15 protein-coding genes are annotated in these 14,689 nt (G+C 57.3%); 9 read left to right on the top strand and 6 right to left on the bottom strand.

Annotated elements, in window-relative coordinates; all coding sequences use genetic code 11:
• The first annotated feature begins 124 nt into the window (after positions 1–124).
• The 6 genes from rluE (at position 125) to purB (ending at position 5,054) form a co-directional block, all read left to right on the top strand.
• Positions 125–751 carry a 23S rRNA pseudouridine(2457) synthase RluE gene (gene rluE, locus ACCC84_RS03035; RefSeq protein WP_004964131.1) on the top strand — a complete coding sequence of 209 codons (627 nt, stop codon included), beginning with the start codon at positions 125–127 and terminating at the stop codon, positions 749–751.
• A 20-nt stretch (positions 752–771) separates the two neighbouring features.
• A complete protein-coding gene (locus tag ACCC84_RS03030) occupies positions 772–1,107 on the top strand; it encodes a lysozyme inhibitor LprI family protein (protein WP_004964134.1) in 336 nt (111 codons plus the stop codon).
• A gap of 9 nt (positions 1,108–1,116) precedes the next feature.
• Entirely contained in the window at positions 1,117–1,563 is a 447-nt protein-coding gene (locus tag ACCC84_RS03025) for an NUDIX hydrolase (RefSeq protein ID WP_004964137.1), read from the top strand.
• A 96-nt stretch (positions 1,564–1,659) separates the two neighbouring features.
• A complete protein-coding gene (mnmA, locus tag ACCC84_RS03020; protein WP_198772683.1) occupies positions 1,660–2,772 on the top strand; it encodes a tRNA 2-thiouridine(34) synthase MnmA in 1,113 nt (370 codons plus the stop codon).
• 262 nt (positions 2,773–3,034) lie between these two features.
• Positions 3,035–3,661 carry a high frequency lysogenization protein HflD gene (gene hflD / locus ACCC84_RS03015; RefSeq protein WP_004964144.1) on the top strand — a complete coding sequence of 209 codons (627 nt, stop codon included), beginning with the start codon at positions 3,035–3,037 and terminating at the stop codon, positions 3,659–3,661.
• Between the two features lie 22 nt (positions 3,662–3,683).
• On the top strand, positions 3,684–5,054 hold the full coding sequence (gene purB, locus ACCC84_RS03010) for an adenylosuccinate lyase (protein ID WP_004964146.1): 1,371 nt from the start codon (positions 3,684–3,686) through the stop codon (positions 5,052–5,054).
• Positions 5,055–5,156: 102 nt separating this feature from the next.
• Here purB and ACCC84_RS03005 read toward each other — a convergent pair whose 3' ends face one another.
• The 3 genes from ACCC84_RS03005 to pdxR all read right to left on the bottom strand — a co-directional run bounded on the left by ACCC84_RS03005 (position 5,157) and on the right by pdxR (position 7,971).
• The gene (locus tag ACCC84_RS03005) at positions 5,157–5,858 is read right to left on the bottom strand and encodes a GNAT family N-acetyltransferase (protein ID WP_004964150.1); all 702 of its coding nucleotides are present in this window, start codon (positions 5,856–5,858) and stop codon (positions 5,157–5,159) included.
• 20 nt (positions 5,859–5,878) lie between these two features.
• Entirely contained in the window at positions 5,879–6,331 is a 453-nt protein-coding gene (locus ACCC84_RS03000; protein WP_371901515.1) for a GNAT family N-acetyltransferase, read from the bottom strand.
• A gap of 98 nt (positions 6,332–6,429) precedes the next feature.
• Positions 6,430–7,971: a MocR-like pyridoxine biosynthesis transcription factor PdxR gene (gene pdxR, locus ACCC84_RS02995; protein WP_004964155.1), complete on the bottom strand. Its 1,542-nt coding sequence runs from the start codon at positions 7,969–7,971 to the stop codon at positions 6,430–6,432.
• A gap of 204 nt (positions 7,972–8,175) precedes the next feature.
• Here pdxR and ACCC84_RS02990 point away from each other — a divergent pair, with 204 nt between their 5' ends.
• A complete protein-coding gene (locus ACCC84_RS02990; protein ID WP_004964159.1) occupies positions 8,176–8,940 on the top strand; it encodes a GntR family transcriptional regulator in 765 nt (254 codons plus the stop codon).
• On the opposite strand, the gene ACCC84_RS02985 is transcribed toward ACCC84_RS02990, so the two are convergent.
• From ACCC84_RS02985 to ACCC84_RS02975, 3 genes are read right to left on the bottom strand one after another with little or no spacing between them, the layout of a single operon-like run.
• The gene (locus ACCC84_RS02985) at positions 8,937–9,902 is read right to left on the bottom strand and encodes a PfkB family carbohydrate kinase (RefSeq protein WP_198772684.1); all 966 of its coding nucleotides are present in this window, start codon (positions 9,900–9,902) and stop codon (positions 8,937–8,939) included. The two genes, ACCC84_RS02990 and ACCC84_RS02985, sit on opposite strands and share 4 nt — an antisense overlap.
• Complete coding sequence (locus ACCC84_RS02980) at positions 9,899–10,918, bottom strand: ADP-ribosylglycohydrolase family protein (RefSeq protein ID WP_039992195.1); 1,020 nt, start codon at positions 10,916–10,918, stop codon at positions 9,899–9,901. Before ACCC84_RS02980 ends, ACCC84_RS02985 begins: the two co-directional genes overlap by 4 nt.
• A gap of 54 nt (positions 10,919–10,972) precedes the next feature.
• Positions 10,973–12,223: a nucleoside permease gene (locus ACCC84_RS02975; protein WP_039992197.1), complete on the bottom strand. Its 1,251-nt coding sequence runs from the start codon at positions 12,221–12,223 to the stop codon at positions 10,973–10,975.
• A 308-nt stretch (positions 12,224–12,531) separates the two neighbouring features.
• Between ACCC84_RS02975 and phoP the strand changes: the two genes are divergently transcribed.
• Both phoP and phoQ read left to right on the top strand, forming a co-directional pair.
• The gene (gene phoP / locus ACCC84_RS02970) at positions 12,532–13,203 is read left to right on the top strand and encodes a two-component system response regulator PhoP (protein ID WP_039992198.1); all 672 of its coding nucleotides are present in this window, start codon (positions 12,532–12,534) and stop codon (positions 13,201–13,203) included.
• A 5-nt stretch (positions 13,204–13,208) separates the two neighbouring features.
• Positions 13,209–14,666 (top strand): two-component system sensor histidine kinase PhoQ, encoded by a 1,458-nt coding sequence (phoQ, locus tag ACCC84_RS02965; protein ID WP_004964174.1) that lies wholly within the window; start codon positions 13,209–13,211, stop codon positions 14,664–14,666.
• Positions 14,667–14,689 lie beyond the last annotated feature (23 nt).

Here is a 14,689-nt window from a genome sequence, read left to right as displayed (position 1 = left end):
CCTTCAAGCGCAATTTTTGTTAATGCTTTGTAAGATGCGTGTCAATACTACTCGAATATTCTACCCGCGCCAATCCGAAACGGATTCGGCTATAATGCGCCTATCATTTGCCAGCACAACCGTTATGACTAAATTCCCTGTTAAAAATCACCAAGTTAAACGATTCAGCCAGCCAAAGCCCGCCAAACGCCCCGCCATGCACGGGCCGCGCAGGGTGATATTATTCAACAAACCGTTCGACGTATTACCGCAGTTTACCGACGAAGCCGGCCGCGCCACGCTGAAGGAATTCATCCCTTTCAATGACGTCTACGCCGCCGGGAGACTGGATCGCGACAGCGAAGGCCTGCTGGTATTGACCAACGACGGCAAGCTGCAGGCGCAATTGACCCAGCCGGGCAAACGCACCGGCAAGGTGTATTACGTGCAGGTGGAAGGCGCGCCGCAAGACGACGATGTGGCACCGTTACGTGCCGGGGTGACGCTGAAAGACGGGCCGACCCTGCCTGCCGGCGTCGAGCTGGTGGACGAGCCGACCTGGCTGTGGCCACGCCATCCTCCGATCCGCGAGCGGAAGGCCATCCCCACCCGCTGGTTGAAAATAACCCTGTATGAAGGGCGAAACCGCCAGGTACGGCGCATGACCGCGCATATCGGCTTTCCGACTCTGCGTTTGATTCGCTACAGTATGGGAGAGCTTGCGCTGGGCGAACTCCAGCCCGGCGAATGGAAACTTATCGAGTCGCTGTAATCCTACAAGGAGTCGCCGCTATGGGAAAAACCCTTCCGCTGATGTTGTCTACGCTACTGTGCGTCGCCGGCGCGCAGGCTGCCAGTTTCGACTGTCGCCAGGCGACGGCAACCGATGAGCGCGCCATCTGCGCCAGCCGCTCGCTGAGCGATAAAGACGTAGAAATGGCCACCAAATACCAGTTTTTGCGCGGCCTGTTTGCCATGGGCATGCGTGGCAATATGCAGGACGACCAAACCCGTTGGCTGGCGCAGCGCAATCGCTGCGGCAATGACGTCAACTGTCTGAGTAACAGCTACGCCACGCGCATCGCCGAACTGGATGCCATTTATCAGCATATCGATAAACCGCTGTAAGGAGCCGTCATGTTCAAACCGCACGTCACCGTCGCCTGCGTGGTTCATGCCGCCGGCAAGTTTCTGATCGTTGAAGAAACGGTAAACAACAAGGCATTGTGGAACCAGCCGGCTGGCCACCTGGAAGCCGATGAAACGCTGATCCAGGCGGCTGAACGCGAACTGTGGGAGGAAACCGGCATCCGCGCTGCACCGCAGTCATTCCTTAAACTGCATCAATGGATCGCCCCGGACCGTACGCCGTTTCTGCGTTTTTGCTTTGCCATTGAACTGGCGCAAACGCTGCCAACCGAACCGCACGATGCCGACATCGACCGTTGCCATTGGCTGAGCGCCGAGCAGATTTTAACCGCGCCCAACCTGCGTTCGCCGCTGGTAGCGGAAAGCCTGCGCTGTTACCTGCAACCGGAACGCTACCCGCTGTCGCTGGTCGGCAGTTTTAACTGGCCGTTCTAGCGCACAATATGTGCCGTGCGCGCCGGGCAGCATCGTGGTAAAATCCTGCGCTTGTTTTTTACCAGCACGGTTCGTGTTCAAGTTCGTGAGATCCCCATGTCAGACAACAGCCAGAAAAAAGTAATCGTCGGTATGTCCGGCGGCGTCGACTCTTCCGTTACTGCCTATCTGTTACAGCAACAGGGCTATCAGGTCGCTGGGCTGTTTATGAAGAACTGGGAAGAGGACGATGACGAAGAATACTGCTCCGCCGCGACAGACCTGGCCGACGCGCAAGCGGTGTGCGACAAGCTCGGCATTGAGCTGCACACGGTAAACTTTGCGGCTGAATACTGGGACAATGTATTCGAACTGTTCCTGGAAGAGTACAAGGCCGGTCGCACGCCAAACCCGGATATCCTGTGCAATAAGGAAATCAAGTTCAAAGCGTTCCTGGAGTTTGCCGCCGAAGATCTGGGGGCCGATTTTATCGCCACCGGTCACTATGTGCGCCGCCAGGACGTTGACGGCAAAAGCCGCCTGCTGCGCGGCGTCGACGGCAATAAAGATCAGAGCTACTTCCTGTATACCCTTAGCCACGAGCAGGTCGCGCAAAGCCTGTTCCCGGTGGGCGAGCTGGAAAAACCGCAAGTGCGGCGTATTGCCGAACAGCTGGAACTGGTCACCGCCAAGAAAAAAGACTCCACCGGCATCTGCTTTATCGGCGAGCGTAAATTCCGCGACTTCCTCGGCCGCTATCTGCCGGCGCAACCAGGCCCGATCGTCACCGTCGACGGTCAAACCATCGGTGAACATCAGGGTTTGATGTATCACACCCTCGGTCAGCGCAAGGGGTTGGGCATTGGTGGCATGAAAGACAGCAGCGAAGATCCGTGGTACGTCGTGGATAAAGACGTTGCCAATAATCAGTTGGTCGTCGCCCAGGGCCACGACCACCCTCGTCTGATGTCGGTGGGACTGATTGCCCAACAACTGCACTGGGTCGATCGCCAGCCGTTAACCGCACCGCTGCGTTGCACGGTAAAAACCCGCTATCGTCAGCAGGATCTGGCATGCACCGTAACGCCGATCGACGCCGAGCGTATCGAGGTACGTTTCGACGAGCCGGTCGCCGCGGTCACCCCGGGCCAGTCTGCGGTGTTTTACCAGGGTGAAATCTGCCTGGGCGGCGGCATCATCGAACAGCGCCTGCCGCTGCCTCAAGCGTAATTATCCCGTCAACGGGTGCCGAATGGCACCTGTTTTGCCTACTATTCAACCACCCTTTCGCCCCCGGACGTCGATGCATCGCAGCCTGCGTTTTGGCACTGGGTTTAACCGACGTTTTGTGGCATGATCCGTGACATTCGTTGTCATCGTTGTGACTGCTGCGGCCAGCCATTGTGGCCCCGAGCCCGCGACGTCGTTTCCCGATACACAAAACCCTTTAGCCGTAAGCCATGTACCGTTAACAGCGTTTACAGGAGTATTCGTGGCGAAGAATTATTATGACATTACGCTGGCGATGGCCGGGATCAGCCAGGCCGCGCGTCTGGTGCAACAGTTGGCGCATGAAGGCCAGTGTGACCGCGACGCGTTGCATACCTCGCTGAACAGTCTGTTGCAAATGAATCCGTCCTCAACCCTGGCAGTATTCGGCGGTGAAGAGTGTAACCTGAAGGTTGGCCTTGAAACGCTGATGGGCGTGCTGAATGCCAATAATAAAGGCCCTGGCGCGGAACTGACGCGCTACACCATCAGCCTGATGGTGCTTGAGCGCAAACTCAACGCCAATAAGCAGGCCATGAACACGCTGGGCGAACGTCTCGATCAATTGGAACGCCAACTGGCGCATTTTGATTTGGAATCCGAAACCATTGTCAGCGCCCTGGCCGGCATTTATGTCGACGTGGTCAGCCCGCTGGGGCCGCGCATCCAGGTCACGGGTTCACCGGCCATTTTGCAAAATACCCAGGTGCAGGCCAAGGTTCGCGCCACGCTGCTGGCCGGCATTCGCGCCGCGGTACTGTGGCAGCAGGTTGGCGGCAGCCGTCTGCAATTAATGTTTTCTCGTAATCGTCTGTTCAAACAGGCGCAAAATATCGTTGCTCATTGTTAATCGATCCCAGGAGTTGCTACCGATGGAATTATCCTCACTGACCGCCGTTTCACCCGTTGACGGACGCTACGGTGATAAAGTCAGCGCACTGCGCACTATTTTCAGCGAATTCGGCTTGCTGAAATTCCGCGTACAGGTTGAAGTACGTTGGCTGCAAAAACTGGCAGCCTGCGCAGAAATCAAGGAAGTTCCCGCTTTTGACGCCGACGCAAACGCTTACCTCGACCAGATCGTCGCCGAATTCAGCGAAGAAGACGCGCAGCGCATCAAGACTATCGAACGCACCACCAATCACGATGTGAAGGCGGTAGAGTATTTCCTGAAGGAAAAGGTAGCGGCAGTGCCTGCGCTGCACGCAGTCTCCGAATTCATTCACTTCGCCTGTACCTCGGAAGACATCAACAACCTGTCCCACGCGCTGATGCTCAACACCGCACGTCAGGACGTGGTGCTGCCGTTCTGGCGCAAGATCATCGACGCGATCAAAGGTCTGGCACAGGAATATCGCGACATTCCATTGCTGTCCCGTACCCACGGTCAGCCGGCTACGCCGTCCACCGTCGGTAAAGAACTGGCCAACGTCGCCTACCGCATGGACCGCCAGTTCCGTCAGTTGGAACAGGTCGAGATCCTCGGCAAAATCAACGGCGCGGTCGGCAACTACAATGCACACATCGTGGCCTATCCAGAAGTGGACTGGCACCGTTTCAGCGAAGAGTTCGTCACTTCGCTGGGCATTACCTGGAACCCATACACCACGCAGATTGAACCGCATGACTATATTGCCGAGCTGTTTGATTGCGTCGCGCGCTTCAACACCATTCTGATCGACTTCGACCGCGACATCTGGGGTTACATTGCTCTGAATCACTTCAAGCAAAAAACCATTGCCGGCGAAATCGGTTCCTCCACCATGCCGCACAAGGTTAACCCCATCGACTTCGAAAACTCCGAAGGCAACCTGGGTCTGGCTAATGCCGTGATGGGGCACCTGGCAAGCAAATTGCCGGTTTCGCGCTGGCAGCGTGACCTGACCGACTCCACCGTGCTGCGCAACCTGGGCGTCGGCCTGGGCTATGCGTTGATCGCCTATCAGGCGACCATGAAAGGCATCAGCAAACTGGAAGTAAACCAGGCACATCTGCTGGATGAACTGGATCACAACTGGGAAGTGCTGGCCGAGCCGATCCAGACCGTTATGCGCCGTTACGGCATTGAAAAACCTTATGAAAAACTGAAGGAATTGACGCGTGGCAAACGCGTTGATGCCGCCGGCATGCAGGCATTCATCGACGGCCTGGAACTGCCGGAAGAAGAAAAAACCCGTCTGAAGGCCATGACGCCGGCCAATTACATTGGTCGCGCCACCACCATGGTTGATGAACTGAAGTAAGCCGTTCGCAGACAGCCAAAAGCGACCTCAGCGGGTCGCTTTTTTTATGTTCGCCATCGCCTTGCTGCCGGCTAGCGGTGGTACAAGACGGATGCTGGCGAGTTAATCGAACAAGGCCTGCAACCGCGTTTTCTGCTGCCCGTCTGGGGTAAAATTATCCGCCGCCAGCCAGCGTGCAAACCCACGCTCGATGGTTGGCCAGCGGTCGCGCGTGATGGCAAACCAGTCGGTATCACGGTTGCGCCCTTTAATCACGATCGCACATTTAAACTGCCCTTCATAGACAAAACCAAAGCGCAGTGCCGCCCGTCGCGACGGCGCGTTAAGACTGTCGCATTTCCATTCGCAGCGTCGATAACCTAGCTGATTGAAGGCGTAGCGCAGCAGCAGGAAAATGGCTTCGCTGGCGCTGGGGCGCTGTTTCATCGCCGGTGACCAATTGACATGACCAATTTCCAGCACGCCGTTGGCGGGATCGATGCGCATCAATGCCACCGTACCCAGCGGTTCGCCGCTGACGGGATCGCATACCGTATAAGACACCAGTGACGGATCCGCTTGCAGCGCCTGCAAATGCTGCAGCATCGCTTGCAGGCTGTCCGGCCGCTCCGCCGGTAAATAGGTCCAGTCACGGTCATCCGCCGCCCGTTGATAAGCATCGAATAGTCCGCGGTAGTCACGCGGCGCATCCAGCGCCACCAATCGGCAAAAAGTCCCGTTTAGTGCCAGCGCGTCAGGCCTGTTCACGGCTTGCCAGTCGGTTAGCGCTTCGCCTATCGGCTGGCCATAATGATTGATTGCCATCCGTATCTCTTCCTCAGTCGTTAGCGGTTATAAACCACGAATGAACTGCGATTGCCCACTTTGTCGTACAGCGAGCGCGCCGGCGCGTTATATTCCTGGGTCATCCAGTAAACGCGGTCGCACTGACGCTGATCCGCTAATCGATAAGCCTGTTCGAACAGCTGTTCAGACACTTTTTGTCCACGCGCAGCGGGTGAAACATACAAATCTTCGATATAGCAATATCCCTGTGAACTCCAGGTCGACGGGTGGAAGATCAGATTCATCAACCCCAATAATCTGCCGTCCCGATCCTGCGCCACCAGGCCATAAACCGCCTCCTCGCGGGTCAGGCGGACAAATGTCTCTTCGCTGACGCTGTCGCTTACCTCTGCACGATAGAAATGCAGATAGCCTTGCCATAAAGCCAGCCACTGCGCCCGATCGTCATGGTGAACTCTGCGTATTTGTACTGCCCGATCTATTGAACTCATTGTCACTCCAGTTACACAACGTCTGTTGAATAAGCGCAGAGTACACCGGCGGCCAGGCGCAGAGTACCGACCAATCCATCACGGCGGGCAGACCAATTTTAGCGGTTCTTCGGCATAGGCAGGGCGGCAAATATCTGTGCCAGTCGTTTGATAAATTGCACGATTTCGCTCGGCGTATAGGCGGCAAAACCCAGCACCAATGCGCCCTGCCCGGGGGTGTCGGTATAAAAATCCGCCAGGCCGTACAGCCGGATCCCCTGTTCGGCACCGGCGGCCACCAGCCTGCGCTCGGTTGCCGCGTCGACCAGCGGGCAGACCAGCTGTAACCCCCCTTGCGGCAAATGCGGCCGTGTCCACGCCGCGAGGTATTGATTGACCGCGGCAAATAAAATGTCCAGGCGGGCTTTGTACAGCAGGCGCATGTTTCTTAAATGCTCGGTATAACCATCCGATCGTAAAAAGGCATACAGCGTCGCCTGCGACAGCGTCGCGGTACAGCCGTCCTGAAGTTGCTTGGCTGCCACCATCGGAATAATCAAGGAGGGCGGCACAATGATAAAACCCAGCCGTAAACCCGGAAACAGGGTCTTGCTGAAGGTGCCGATATACAGGGTACGCTGATGCTGATCCAGCCCCTGCAACGAAGCCGTCGGCATGCCGTGGTAGGTAAATTCGGAATCGTAGTCATCTTCGATGATCCAGGCATTTTCCTGGCGCGCCCATGCCAGCAAGCCTAATCGACGATCGATATCCAGCGAGTGCCCCAACGGGTAGTGGTGCGAAGGGGTAACATACACACCTCGACCACTCGGCCGGGTTGCCACCAGTTGGTCGACGTTGATCCCCCGCGGGTCCACCTCAATCGGGATAGCACGCAGACCGGCAGCGCACACCAGCTTTTTTGCTCCCTGATAGCCCGGTTCCTCAACGAACACCGCGTCACCGGCGTTGAACAACACCTGGGTACACAACGACAGCGCCTGCTGCGAACTGCTGACGATCACCACCTGTTCCGCGGTGGCTTTTACCCCCCGCTCCCGCCGCAGGTAGTCGACAATTTCGCTACGTAACGCCACTAGCCCTTGAGGATCGCCATAGCCCAAAAGCTGTTCGGTGTGATGTCGCACCGCCGACTTTTCCAACTGCAACCAGTTGTCGATCGGGAACTGCCGCAGATCCGGCGCCGACGGGGTCAGCGCGCCAACGAGGCCGGCATGTGGCGTATAGCCACTAACCAGCAACACGCGCCCGCTGGCGCTTAACGCCTGTTCAGTCAGGCTAGCCTGAGCGGTGGCGTCGGCGGCCAATAGCTCACGGCCAATCAGCGGGCTGTTGCGGTAGCTGACAAAACTGCCGCGCCCAACCGTTCGAGCCAGATACCCTTCGGCCTCTAACTGGGCGTAGGTCAGTTCGACCGTATCGCGCGATATGCCCAGTGCGCTGGCCAGTCGGCGGCTGGGGGGCAGCCGGCTCAGCGTTTTCAGTTCGCCTGCGGTTACCAATTGCCTGATAGCCAGGTGCAACGCCGCTTTCAAGGTCATTCGCTGCCGACGCAGGCGTGTGAGCAGCGGTTTAATCTTTGCCGTAGCGAGTTCGATCTCGTTGGCGGAGCCCAGCGTGGCATGCTCATTCTGCTTCATGTAATCGGTCTCAAAGCGCAGGTGAATACCGGCGCAGCATCAATCTGTTAGGAGCATTTTCCCGTCATGCGCATCAACTTACCAGTGCCGCCACCGTTTTGCGCGGATTCTCGCCAGATTTCACTCACGCTGGCTGTTGCGCCACGGGGTAAAATCACCTTAAATAAGACATATCGTATTGAGGCAACAGGATTTCGGCCGGTTATGAGCATGGAAACCAACCAGCGTCTGCTGGATAAACTACAGCAGGATCTGAGCAGCGCGGGTGCCATGCCGCTCTATCTGCGTTTTAACGCGTCAATACGCCAGGCGATCGAACAGGGTGTGCTGAGCGAAGGGGACTTCTTACCCAGCGAGCGTCATTTCACCGATCGGCTGGGCATTTCACGCATTACCGTGCGCAAGGCGCTGGCCTGTCTGGAGGAGGACGGCATTATTGGCCGTTCACGCGGTTATGGCACTTTTATTCGCCAAACCTCGCCACAGGCCAAGCTGGCCTATTCGCTGGCGGATGTAAAAGGCTTTTCACGCGAGGTCATGCTGCAAGGGCGACGGCCCGATACGGTGTGGATCAGCCGCGAACGCGTGGTTGCCGATAGCCAACTGGCGGCAAAGCTGGCGCTGGCAGAAAATACCGCCGTTTATAAACTCAAACGCATTCACTTTATCGACGGGAAACCGATGTCGCTGGCGGTGTCTTATGTGGTGGCGGAGGCTATCGCCAACGTTGAAGATATCGGCCTGTCGCTGTATGACTATTTCCGCCTCAACAACGTCGAAATGGGGTCGCTGCGCAGCCAGGTCAGCGCGGCAATGACCGATGAAGAAACCCAGCGCACCCTGCAATTGAAAGATCCCATGCCGCTGCTGATCATCAAGCAAACGCTGTTTGATCGGCAGAAGAAACCGATAGAATACAGCGAGAGCTTTTGCCGCAGCGACATGTACGAGTTTATCAGCGAGGATTAACCGGCTTCGCTGGCCAGCAGTTGCGCCAGCGTCGGCGCGCAATCTCCGCCAGGGCGTGAAACCACATAACCGGCAATGCTGTTGGCCAGCAGCATGGTTTGCTGCGGTGTCAGCCCCAATGCCAACCCGGCCAGCAAACCGGCAGTATGACTGTCGCCAGCGCCAATGCTGTCGGCCACCGTCACCGCCCTGGCCGCTACCCAGCCGCATTCGCCCGGCTCGGCGTAATAGTACCCGCCTTGGTCACCAAAACGCACCACCACCCATTGCCCGGTACGTTGCCACAGCTGCCGACAGAAGCCTTCAATATCCTCGCCCATCCCCAACAGTTGCGCTTCGCGCTGGTTTAGCGTCAACAGCACGCCGGGACGAATCAGACGTTGCAGCAAATCGTCCGGCATCACATCGATGCGCGGGCCAATATCCAGCACCACCCGCACCGTGGCAGGCAGTTGCTGCATCCACTGCAGCAGTACCGCGCCGCCCCCCGATCCCAACTGATAGCCGGAAAGGTATACCAGCCCACCTTGCGGCGCCGCGTCCTGCAGCCACGCCGTTTGCCAACGGTTTTCTATACCGTCGATGGAAATGAACGTACGCTCGCCGTCCGGCTCCACCAGTGCCATGCACCAACCGTTATCCTCGCCGCCCACCGCCAGATCGGAGTGCACCCCGCGCTGCGCCATTTCGCCACGCAGTCGATCGGCCCACATGCCCTCGCCCAGCGGCAGCAGATTACGGCTGACAATGCCCAGTTGCTTCAGCGCTACGGCAATGTTTAACGCGCAGCCGCCGAGATGGAACCCCTGCATCTGCGCGGCAACATCGCCACCCCGCTGCGGCAGCGCCTCGGCGCTGACCACCATGTCCATCACCGCTGCACCGATCAGCGTCACCGGCGATTGCTGATGCCAACCGCCCTGCGTCAGCGTTAACAGTAAATCGTGCCGTGCCCTGTTCATTGGCCCTCCTGCCGAGCTTGCCGCAGCCGCAGCAACGCCTGTGCATAAGCGGGAATATCCAGCGTATTGACCTGCTTCAATTGCGCCAACAGGCGTTGATCAAAGGCGTCAATGCCGTTCAGCGCACCGCAAATGGCGGTGGCCATCGCGCCAATGGTATCAGTGTCGCCACCCAGATTGGCGCAGAGAATCGCACACTGGTTGGGATCGGTATCCGCCAAGGCCACCATCGCCAGCGCCGCCGGCACCGACTCGATGGTACTGACGCCGGCGCCGACCAATTGATAAATGCGCTCGGACGCCTGCTCGGTGCCGGTCGAGCTATCAACCACCTGCAAGGCCAGTTCAACACGTGCCGCCAGCGAAGCGCTGAAGGTGGTGCTGTGGCGGCGCTGGGCATAATCCGCAACCCCCGGCAATGCCAGGCGAATCTCCGCCCAACTGACGCCCTCGACCGCTTTGGCTATCGCCCAGGCAATCACCACCGCACCAGCAACGGCAATGTCCGATTTATGCGTCGGACTGGAGGCCAACCATACCTGCTGGCAGAAATCGTCCAGCGGTGCAGAAGGCAACACGCAGCCAAGCGGTGAAATCCGCATCGCCGCGCCATTGGTGACGCCGTTGTTATCCAGTTCGCTAATCGGCGTGCCCTTTTTCTGCGCGCCTAATGCCAGTTTGGAACTGGGGCCGAGAATGTTTTTATTGAATGCGTCAAAATCGTCGACCCAGCGGATCACGTTGCGGGCAATCAGTTCCGGCACGACCTCGCCGTCAGCCTCGATCAGCGCGTCGGCCAGCGCCAACGCCATTGAGGTGTCGTCGGTATATTGCGCCGCACGGAAATAGCAGGCGGCGCTATTTTCCGCCGGACCATCAAGAAAACGGTCAATCCAGCCAAAATGCTGCTTTACCCGTTCACGCGGCCACAGCTCTGACGGCATGCCGAGCGCGTCGCCCAACATCTGTCCATAAAGCGCGCCTACGACGCGTTGTTGCGGGGTTAATGGCTTCATTGGTTGTTGCTCCTGAATCGTTGTCATCGCCGGGCATCAGGCCCGGCCGGTGGTTTAAGGCTGAGTCACATTGATCGGCGTGATGCTGTGGTTGCGCTCGCGGAAAAACAGCAGGAACAGCAGCATCACCGCCACCACCATCGCCGCTCCCACACCCCACACCGCAAACCAGTCAAAGGTCATGCCGTCACGCGGTTGTTGCAGCGCAAAGGTGGTCATCGCCTGCCCTCCTAGCCAGTTGCCGATAAAACTGCCCAGCCCCTGGCAGATCAGCGTGATCAACCCCTGCGCCGCGGTACGCATATGCGCCGGTGCCTTTTTATCCACATAGATGTAGCCGGTGACGAAATAGAAATCGTAGCTGACGCCGTGTAACAAGATGCCGAGGAACAGCATGCTGTATGCCCAAACGTCAGCGGTGCCGCCATAGATAAAGAACAGGTAGCGGATCGCGGCGGTAACGAACCCCAGCATCAGCACCTTTTTAATGCCGTAGCGTTTAAGCAGCAGCGGCAAGGCCAGCATGGCGAAAATTTCGGATACCTGTCCCAGCGTCATCCAGCCGGTGGCATCGGGCAATCCGACCTGGGTCAGATAGCCATTGGCAAACTGGTAATAAAACGCCAATGGCATGCAAAACAGAAACGAGCACAGCGCAAAGGTGGCGAACGAGCGATCTTTCAACAATCCCAGCGCATTCAGCCCCAGCAGCGCTTTGACATCCACCGGCCCGGTGCCGCGTGCCGGCGTATTCGGCAGCAGGAAACTGTACAACCCGAGGCAGATAGCGGCGATACCGGTAATGATCAGTGGCTGATTGGTGTCGGAGATATTGCCCATGCCCAGCAGCGGCGGCAGCAAAAAGCCGATCACCAGACCGGAGGCAATCCAGCCGAGGGTGCCCAGCACGCGAATGCGCGGAAACTCCTTCTCGGCATCGCCAATATTGGCGAAGGCGATACTGTTGGTTAGCGCCACGGTAGGCATATAGGTAATGGCATACACCACCAGCAACGGGAAGAAGCGAGAAAACTCGGTCTGCCAGGCGATGATGAACATCAGAATACCGCCGGCCAGGTGCAACCAACCCAGCACTTTCTGCGCAGCGAAATAGCGGTCGGCAATCACCCCGACCAGCACCGGCGAAAGGATCGCCGCAATCGCCGTGCTGCTGTAGGACCAGGCGATTTCACCTGGCGTAAAGCCCAATTTGTTGAGGTATTGCCATAGCGGGACGAACCATGCGCCCCAGATGAACCACTCGATAAACATCATGACAGACAGCTTCAGGTGAGGACGTTTCATTATTATATCCTTACTGGCTAACTGGCCTGGCCGCATGCAAGCGGGTCGGCGGTGAAATACCCTGGTGTTGGCATCAATAAGATACCTATACAATACCTTAATAATACCTTTGTTTTTTTGCAACGATCTTGCTCACATTTCATGCAGTCGACCGTTGTTTAAGTTTGGTTTATCTTCACGTCCGGGCTGTTTATCAAGCGTTTATCGGTTATTGCGGATAATCAGGCAGTAAAAGCATGCTTAAATGCGTGATACCTTTATAATTTAGGCGACGGAGCTTCACCCGCGCGTAAACAGGAGTCTGCTCTATGCGAGTATTGGTTGTTGAAGATAACGGTCTGCTGCGCCATCACCTTTCTGTACAAATGCGCGAAATGGGTCACCAGGTTGACGCCGCCGAAGATGCCAAAGAAGCGGATTACTTTCTGCAGGAACATGCGCCGGACATTGCGATTGTCGACCTCGGCCTGCCCGGCGAAGACGGCATGAGCCTGATCCGCCGCTGGCGCGCACATCAGGTGAAACTGCCGATCCTGGTACTCACCGCCCGTGAAAGCTGGCAGGACAAGGTCGCAGTGCTGGAAGCCGGCGCCGACGACTACGTCACCAAACCCTTTCATCTGGAAGAAGTCATCGCCCGCATGCAGGCGCTGATGCGCCGCAACAGCGGCCTGGCGTCGCAGGTGATCGTGCTGCCGCCGTTCCAGATCGATCTGTCGCGGCGTGAGCTGAGCGTCAACGATCGGCCGATCAAGCTGACCGCGTTCGAATACACCATCATCGAAACGCTGATCCGCAACGCCGGCAAAGTGGTCAGCAAAGATTCACTGATGCTGCAACTGTATCCAGACGCCGAGCTGCGCGAAAGCCATACCATCGACGTACTGATGGGGCGTCTGCGCAAAAAATTACAGGCTGAATATCCGCAGGAAGTCATCACTACGGTGCGCGGTCAGGGTTATCGTTTCGATACCAAGTGAGCATAATGTTCAACAAGGATAAAAAACCGTTCTCGCTACGCGCGCGTTTCCTGATGGCAACCGCCGGAGTCATTCTGGCGCTGTCGCTGTCCTATGGCCTGGTGGCGGTGGTCGGCTATATCGTCAGTTTCGACAAGACCGCTTTCCGCCTGCTGCGCGGCGAGAGCAATTTATTCTTCAGCCTGGCGCAGTGGAAAGATCAAAAGCTGACCATCGCCATACCGCCGGATATCGACATCAATTCGCCGACGCTGGTGTTCATCTATGATGAACAGGGCAAACTGCTGTGGAGCCAGCGCCAGGTGCCGGAACTGGAAAAACTGATCCAGCGCGACTGGCTGAAGGAAGCGGGGTTTTATGAAATTGACACCGATACGCACGTCAGTAGCGAAGTGCTCGGCGATAACCCCAAAGCCCAGGATCAGCTGAAACGTTATGACGATACCGATCAGAACGCGCTGACGCACTCGGTAGCGGTCAATAAATACGCGGCAACCGCACGGCTGCCCGCACTGACCATCGTGGTGGTGGATTCCATCCCACAGGAACTGCAACGCTCTGACGTGGTATGGGAATGGTTCAGCTACGTACTATTGGCCAACCTGCTGCTGGTGGTGCCGTTGCTGTGGCTGGCAGCCTATTGGAGCCTGCGGCCGATTAAAGCGCTGATCAATCAGGTCAGCGAACTGGAAAACGGTGCGCGCGAACAGTTGGATGAAAACCCACCCAGCGAACTGCGCGGTCTGGTACGCAACCTGAACATTCTGGTGCGTAACGAGCGCCAGCGCTATACCAAGTACCGCACCACCCTGTCCGATCTTACCCATAGCCTGAAAACGCCGTTGGCGGTCTTGCAGACCACGTTGCGTTCACTGCGCTCCGGCAAGCAAACCACCATCGAAGAAGCCGAACCCATCATGCTGGAGCAAATCAGCCGTATTTCACAACAGATCGGCTACTATCTGCACCGCGCCAGCATCAACTCGGGTCAGACGGTGCTGACGCGCGAAATCCATTCGGTACCCGCACTGCTCGACGGCCTGACGGTGGCGCTGAACAAGGTTTATCAACGTAAAGGCGTGGCGATCACGCTGGATATCTCGCCGGAAATCACCTTTGTCGGCGAGAAAAACGACTTTATGGAAGTGATGGGCAACATACTGGAAAATGCCTGCAAATACTGCCTCGAATTTGTCGAGATCACTTCACTCCACTCTGACAAAAATCTCACCCTCGTTATCGACGACGACGGCCCTGGCATTCCGGAAAGCAAACGCAGTCTGATATTCCAACGTGGTCAGCGCGTTGATACCCTGCGTCCCGGCCAGGGCCTTGGGCTGTCCGTGGCGGCGGAAATCATTGAACAATACGACGGCAGTATTACCATCAGCGACAGTCCACTCGGCGGCGCGCGCATGATGGTCACCTTCGCTCGCCAGCACGATTCCCACCACAACGAGTGAATTCTGTTGCTCAGGCCCCGATC

It is taken from the genome of Serratia odorifera (genome assembly GCF_041448735.1).
In the GTDB taxonomy this organism is placed as follows: domain Bacteria; phylum Pseudomonadota; class Gammaproteobacteria; order Enterobacterales; family Enterobacteriaceae; genus Serratia_F; species Serratia_F odorifera.
Note: the sequence above shows the minus strand (reverse complement) of the source record. Positions and strands in the feature narration are given on the sequence as shown.

Coding starts and splice junctions, on each gene's coding strand:
- mnmA (WP_198772683.1), top strand. CDS start 1,660: ATGTCAGACAACAGCCAGAAAAAAGTAATCGTCGGTATGTCCGGCGGC.
- rluE (WP_004964131.1), top strand. CDS start 125: ATGACTAAATTCCCTGTTAAAAATCACCAAGTTAAACGATTCAGCCAG.
- ACCC84_RS02975 (WP_039992197.1), bottom strand. CDS start 12,223: ATGAAACGTCCTCACCTGAAGCTGTCTGTCATGATGTTTATCGAGTGG.
- ACCC84_RS03025 (WP_004964137.1), top strand. CDS start 1,117: ATGTTCAAACCGCACGTCACCGTCGCCTGCGTGGTTCATGCCGCCGGC.
- ACCC84_RS02990 (WP_004964159.1), top strand. CDS start 8,176: ATGAGCATGGAAACCAACCAGCGTCTGCTGGATAAACTACAGCAGGAT.
- ACCC84_RS02980 (WP_039992195.1), bottom strand. CDS start 10,918: ATGAAGCCATTAACCCCGCAACAACGCGTCGTAGGCGCGCTTTATGGA.
- purB (WP_004964146.1), top strand. CDS start 3,684: ATGGAATTATCCTCACTGACCGCCGTTTCACCCGTTGACGGACGCTAC.
- phoP (WP_039992198.1), top strand. CDS start 12,532: ATGCGAGTATTGGTTGTTGAAGATAACGGTCTGCTGCGCCATCACCTT.
- phoQ (WP_004964174.1), top strand. CDS start 13,209: ATGTTCAACAAGGATAAAAAACCGTTCTCGCTACGCGCGCGTTTCCTG.
- ACCC84_RS03005 (WP_004964150.1), bottom strand. CDS start 5,858: ATGGCAATCAATCATTATGGCCAGCCGATAGGCGAAGCGCTAACCGAC.
- pdxR (WP_004964155.1), bottom strand. CDS start 7,971: ATGAAGCAGAATGAGCATGCCACGCTGGGCTCCGCCAACGAGATCGAA.
- ACCC84_RS03030 (WP_004964134.1), top strand. CDS start 772: ATGGGAAAAACCCTTCCGCTGATGTTGTCTACGCTACTGTGCGTCGCC.
- ACCC84_RS02985 (WP_198772684.1), bottom strand. CDS start 9,902: ATGAACAGGGCACGGCACGATTTACTGTTAACGCTGACGCAGGGCGGT.
- ACCC84_RS03000 (WP_371901515.1), bottom strand. CDS start 6,331: ATGAGTTCAATAGATCGGGCAGTACAAATACGCAGAGTTCACCATGAC.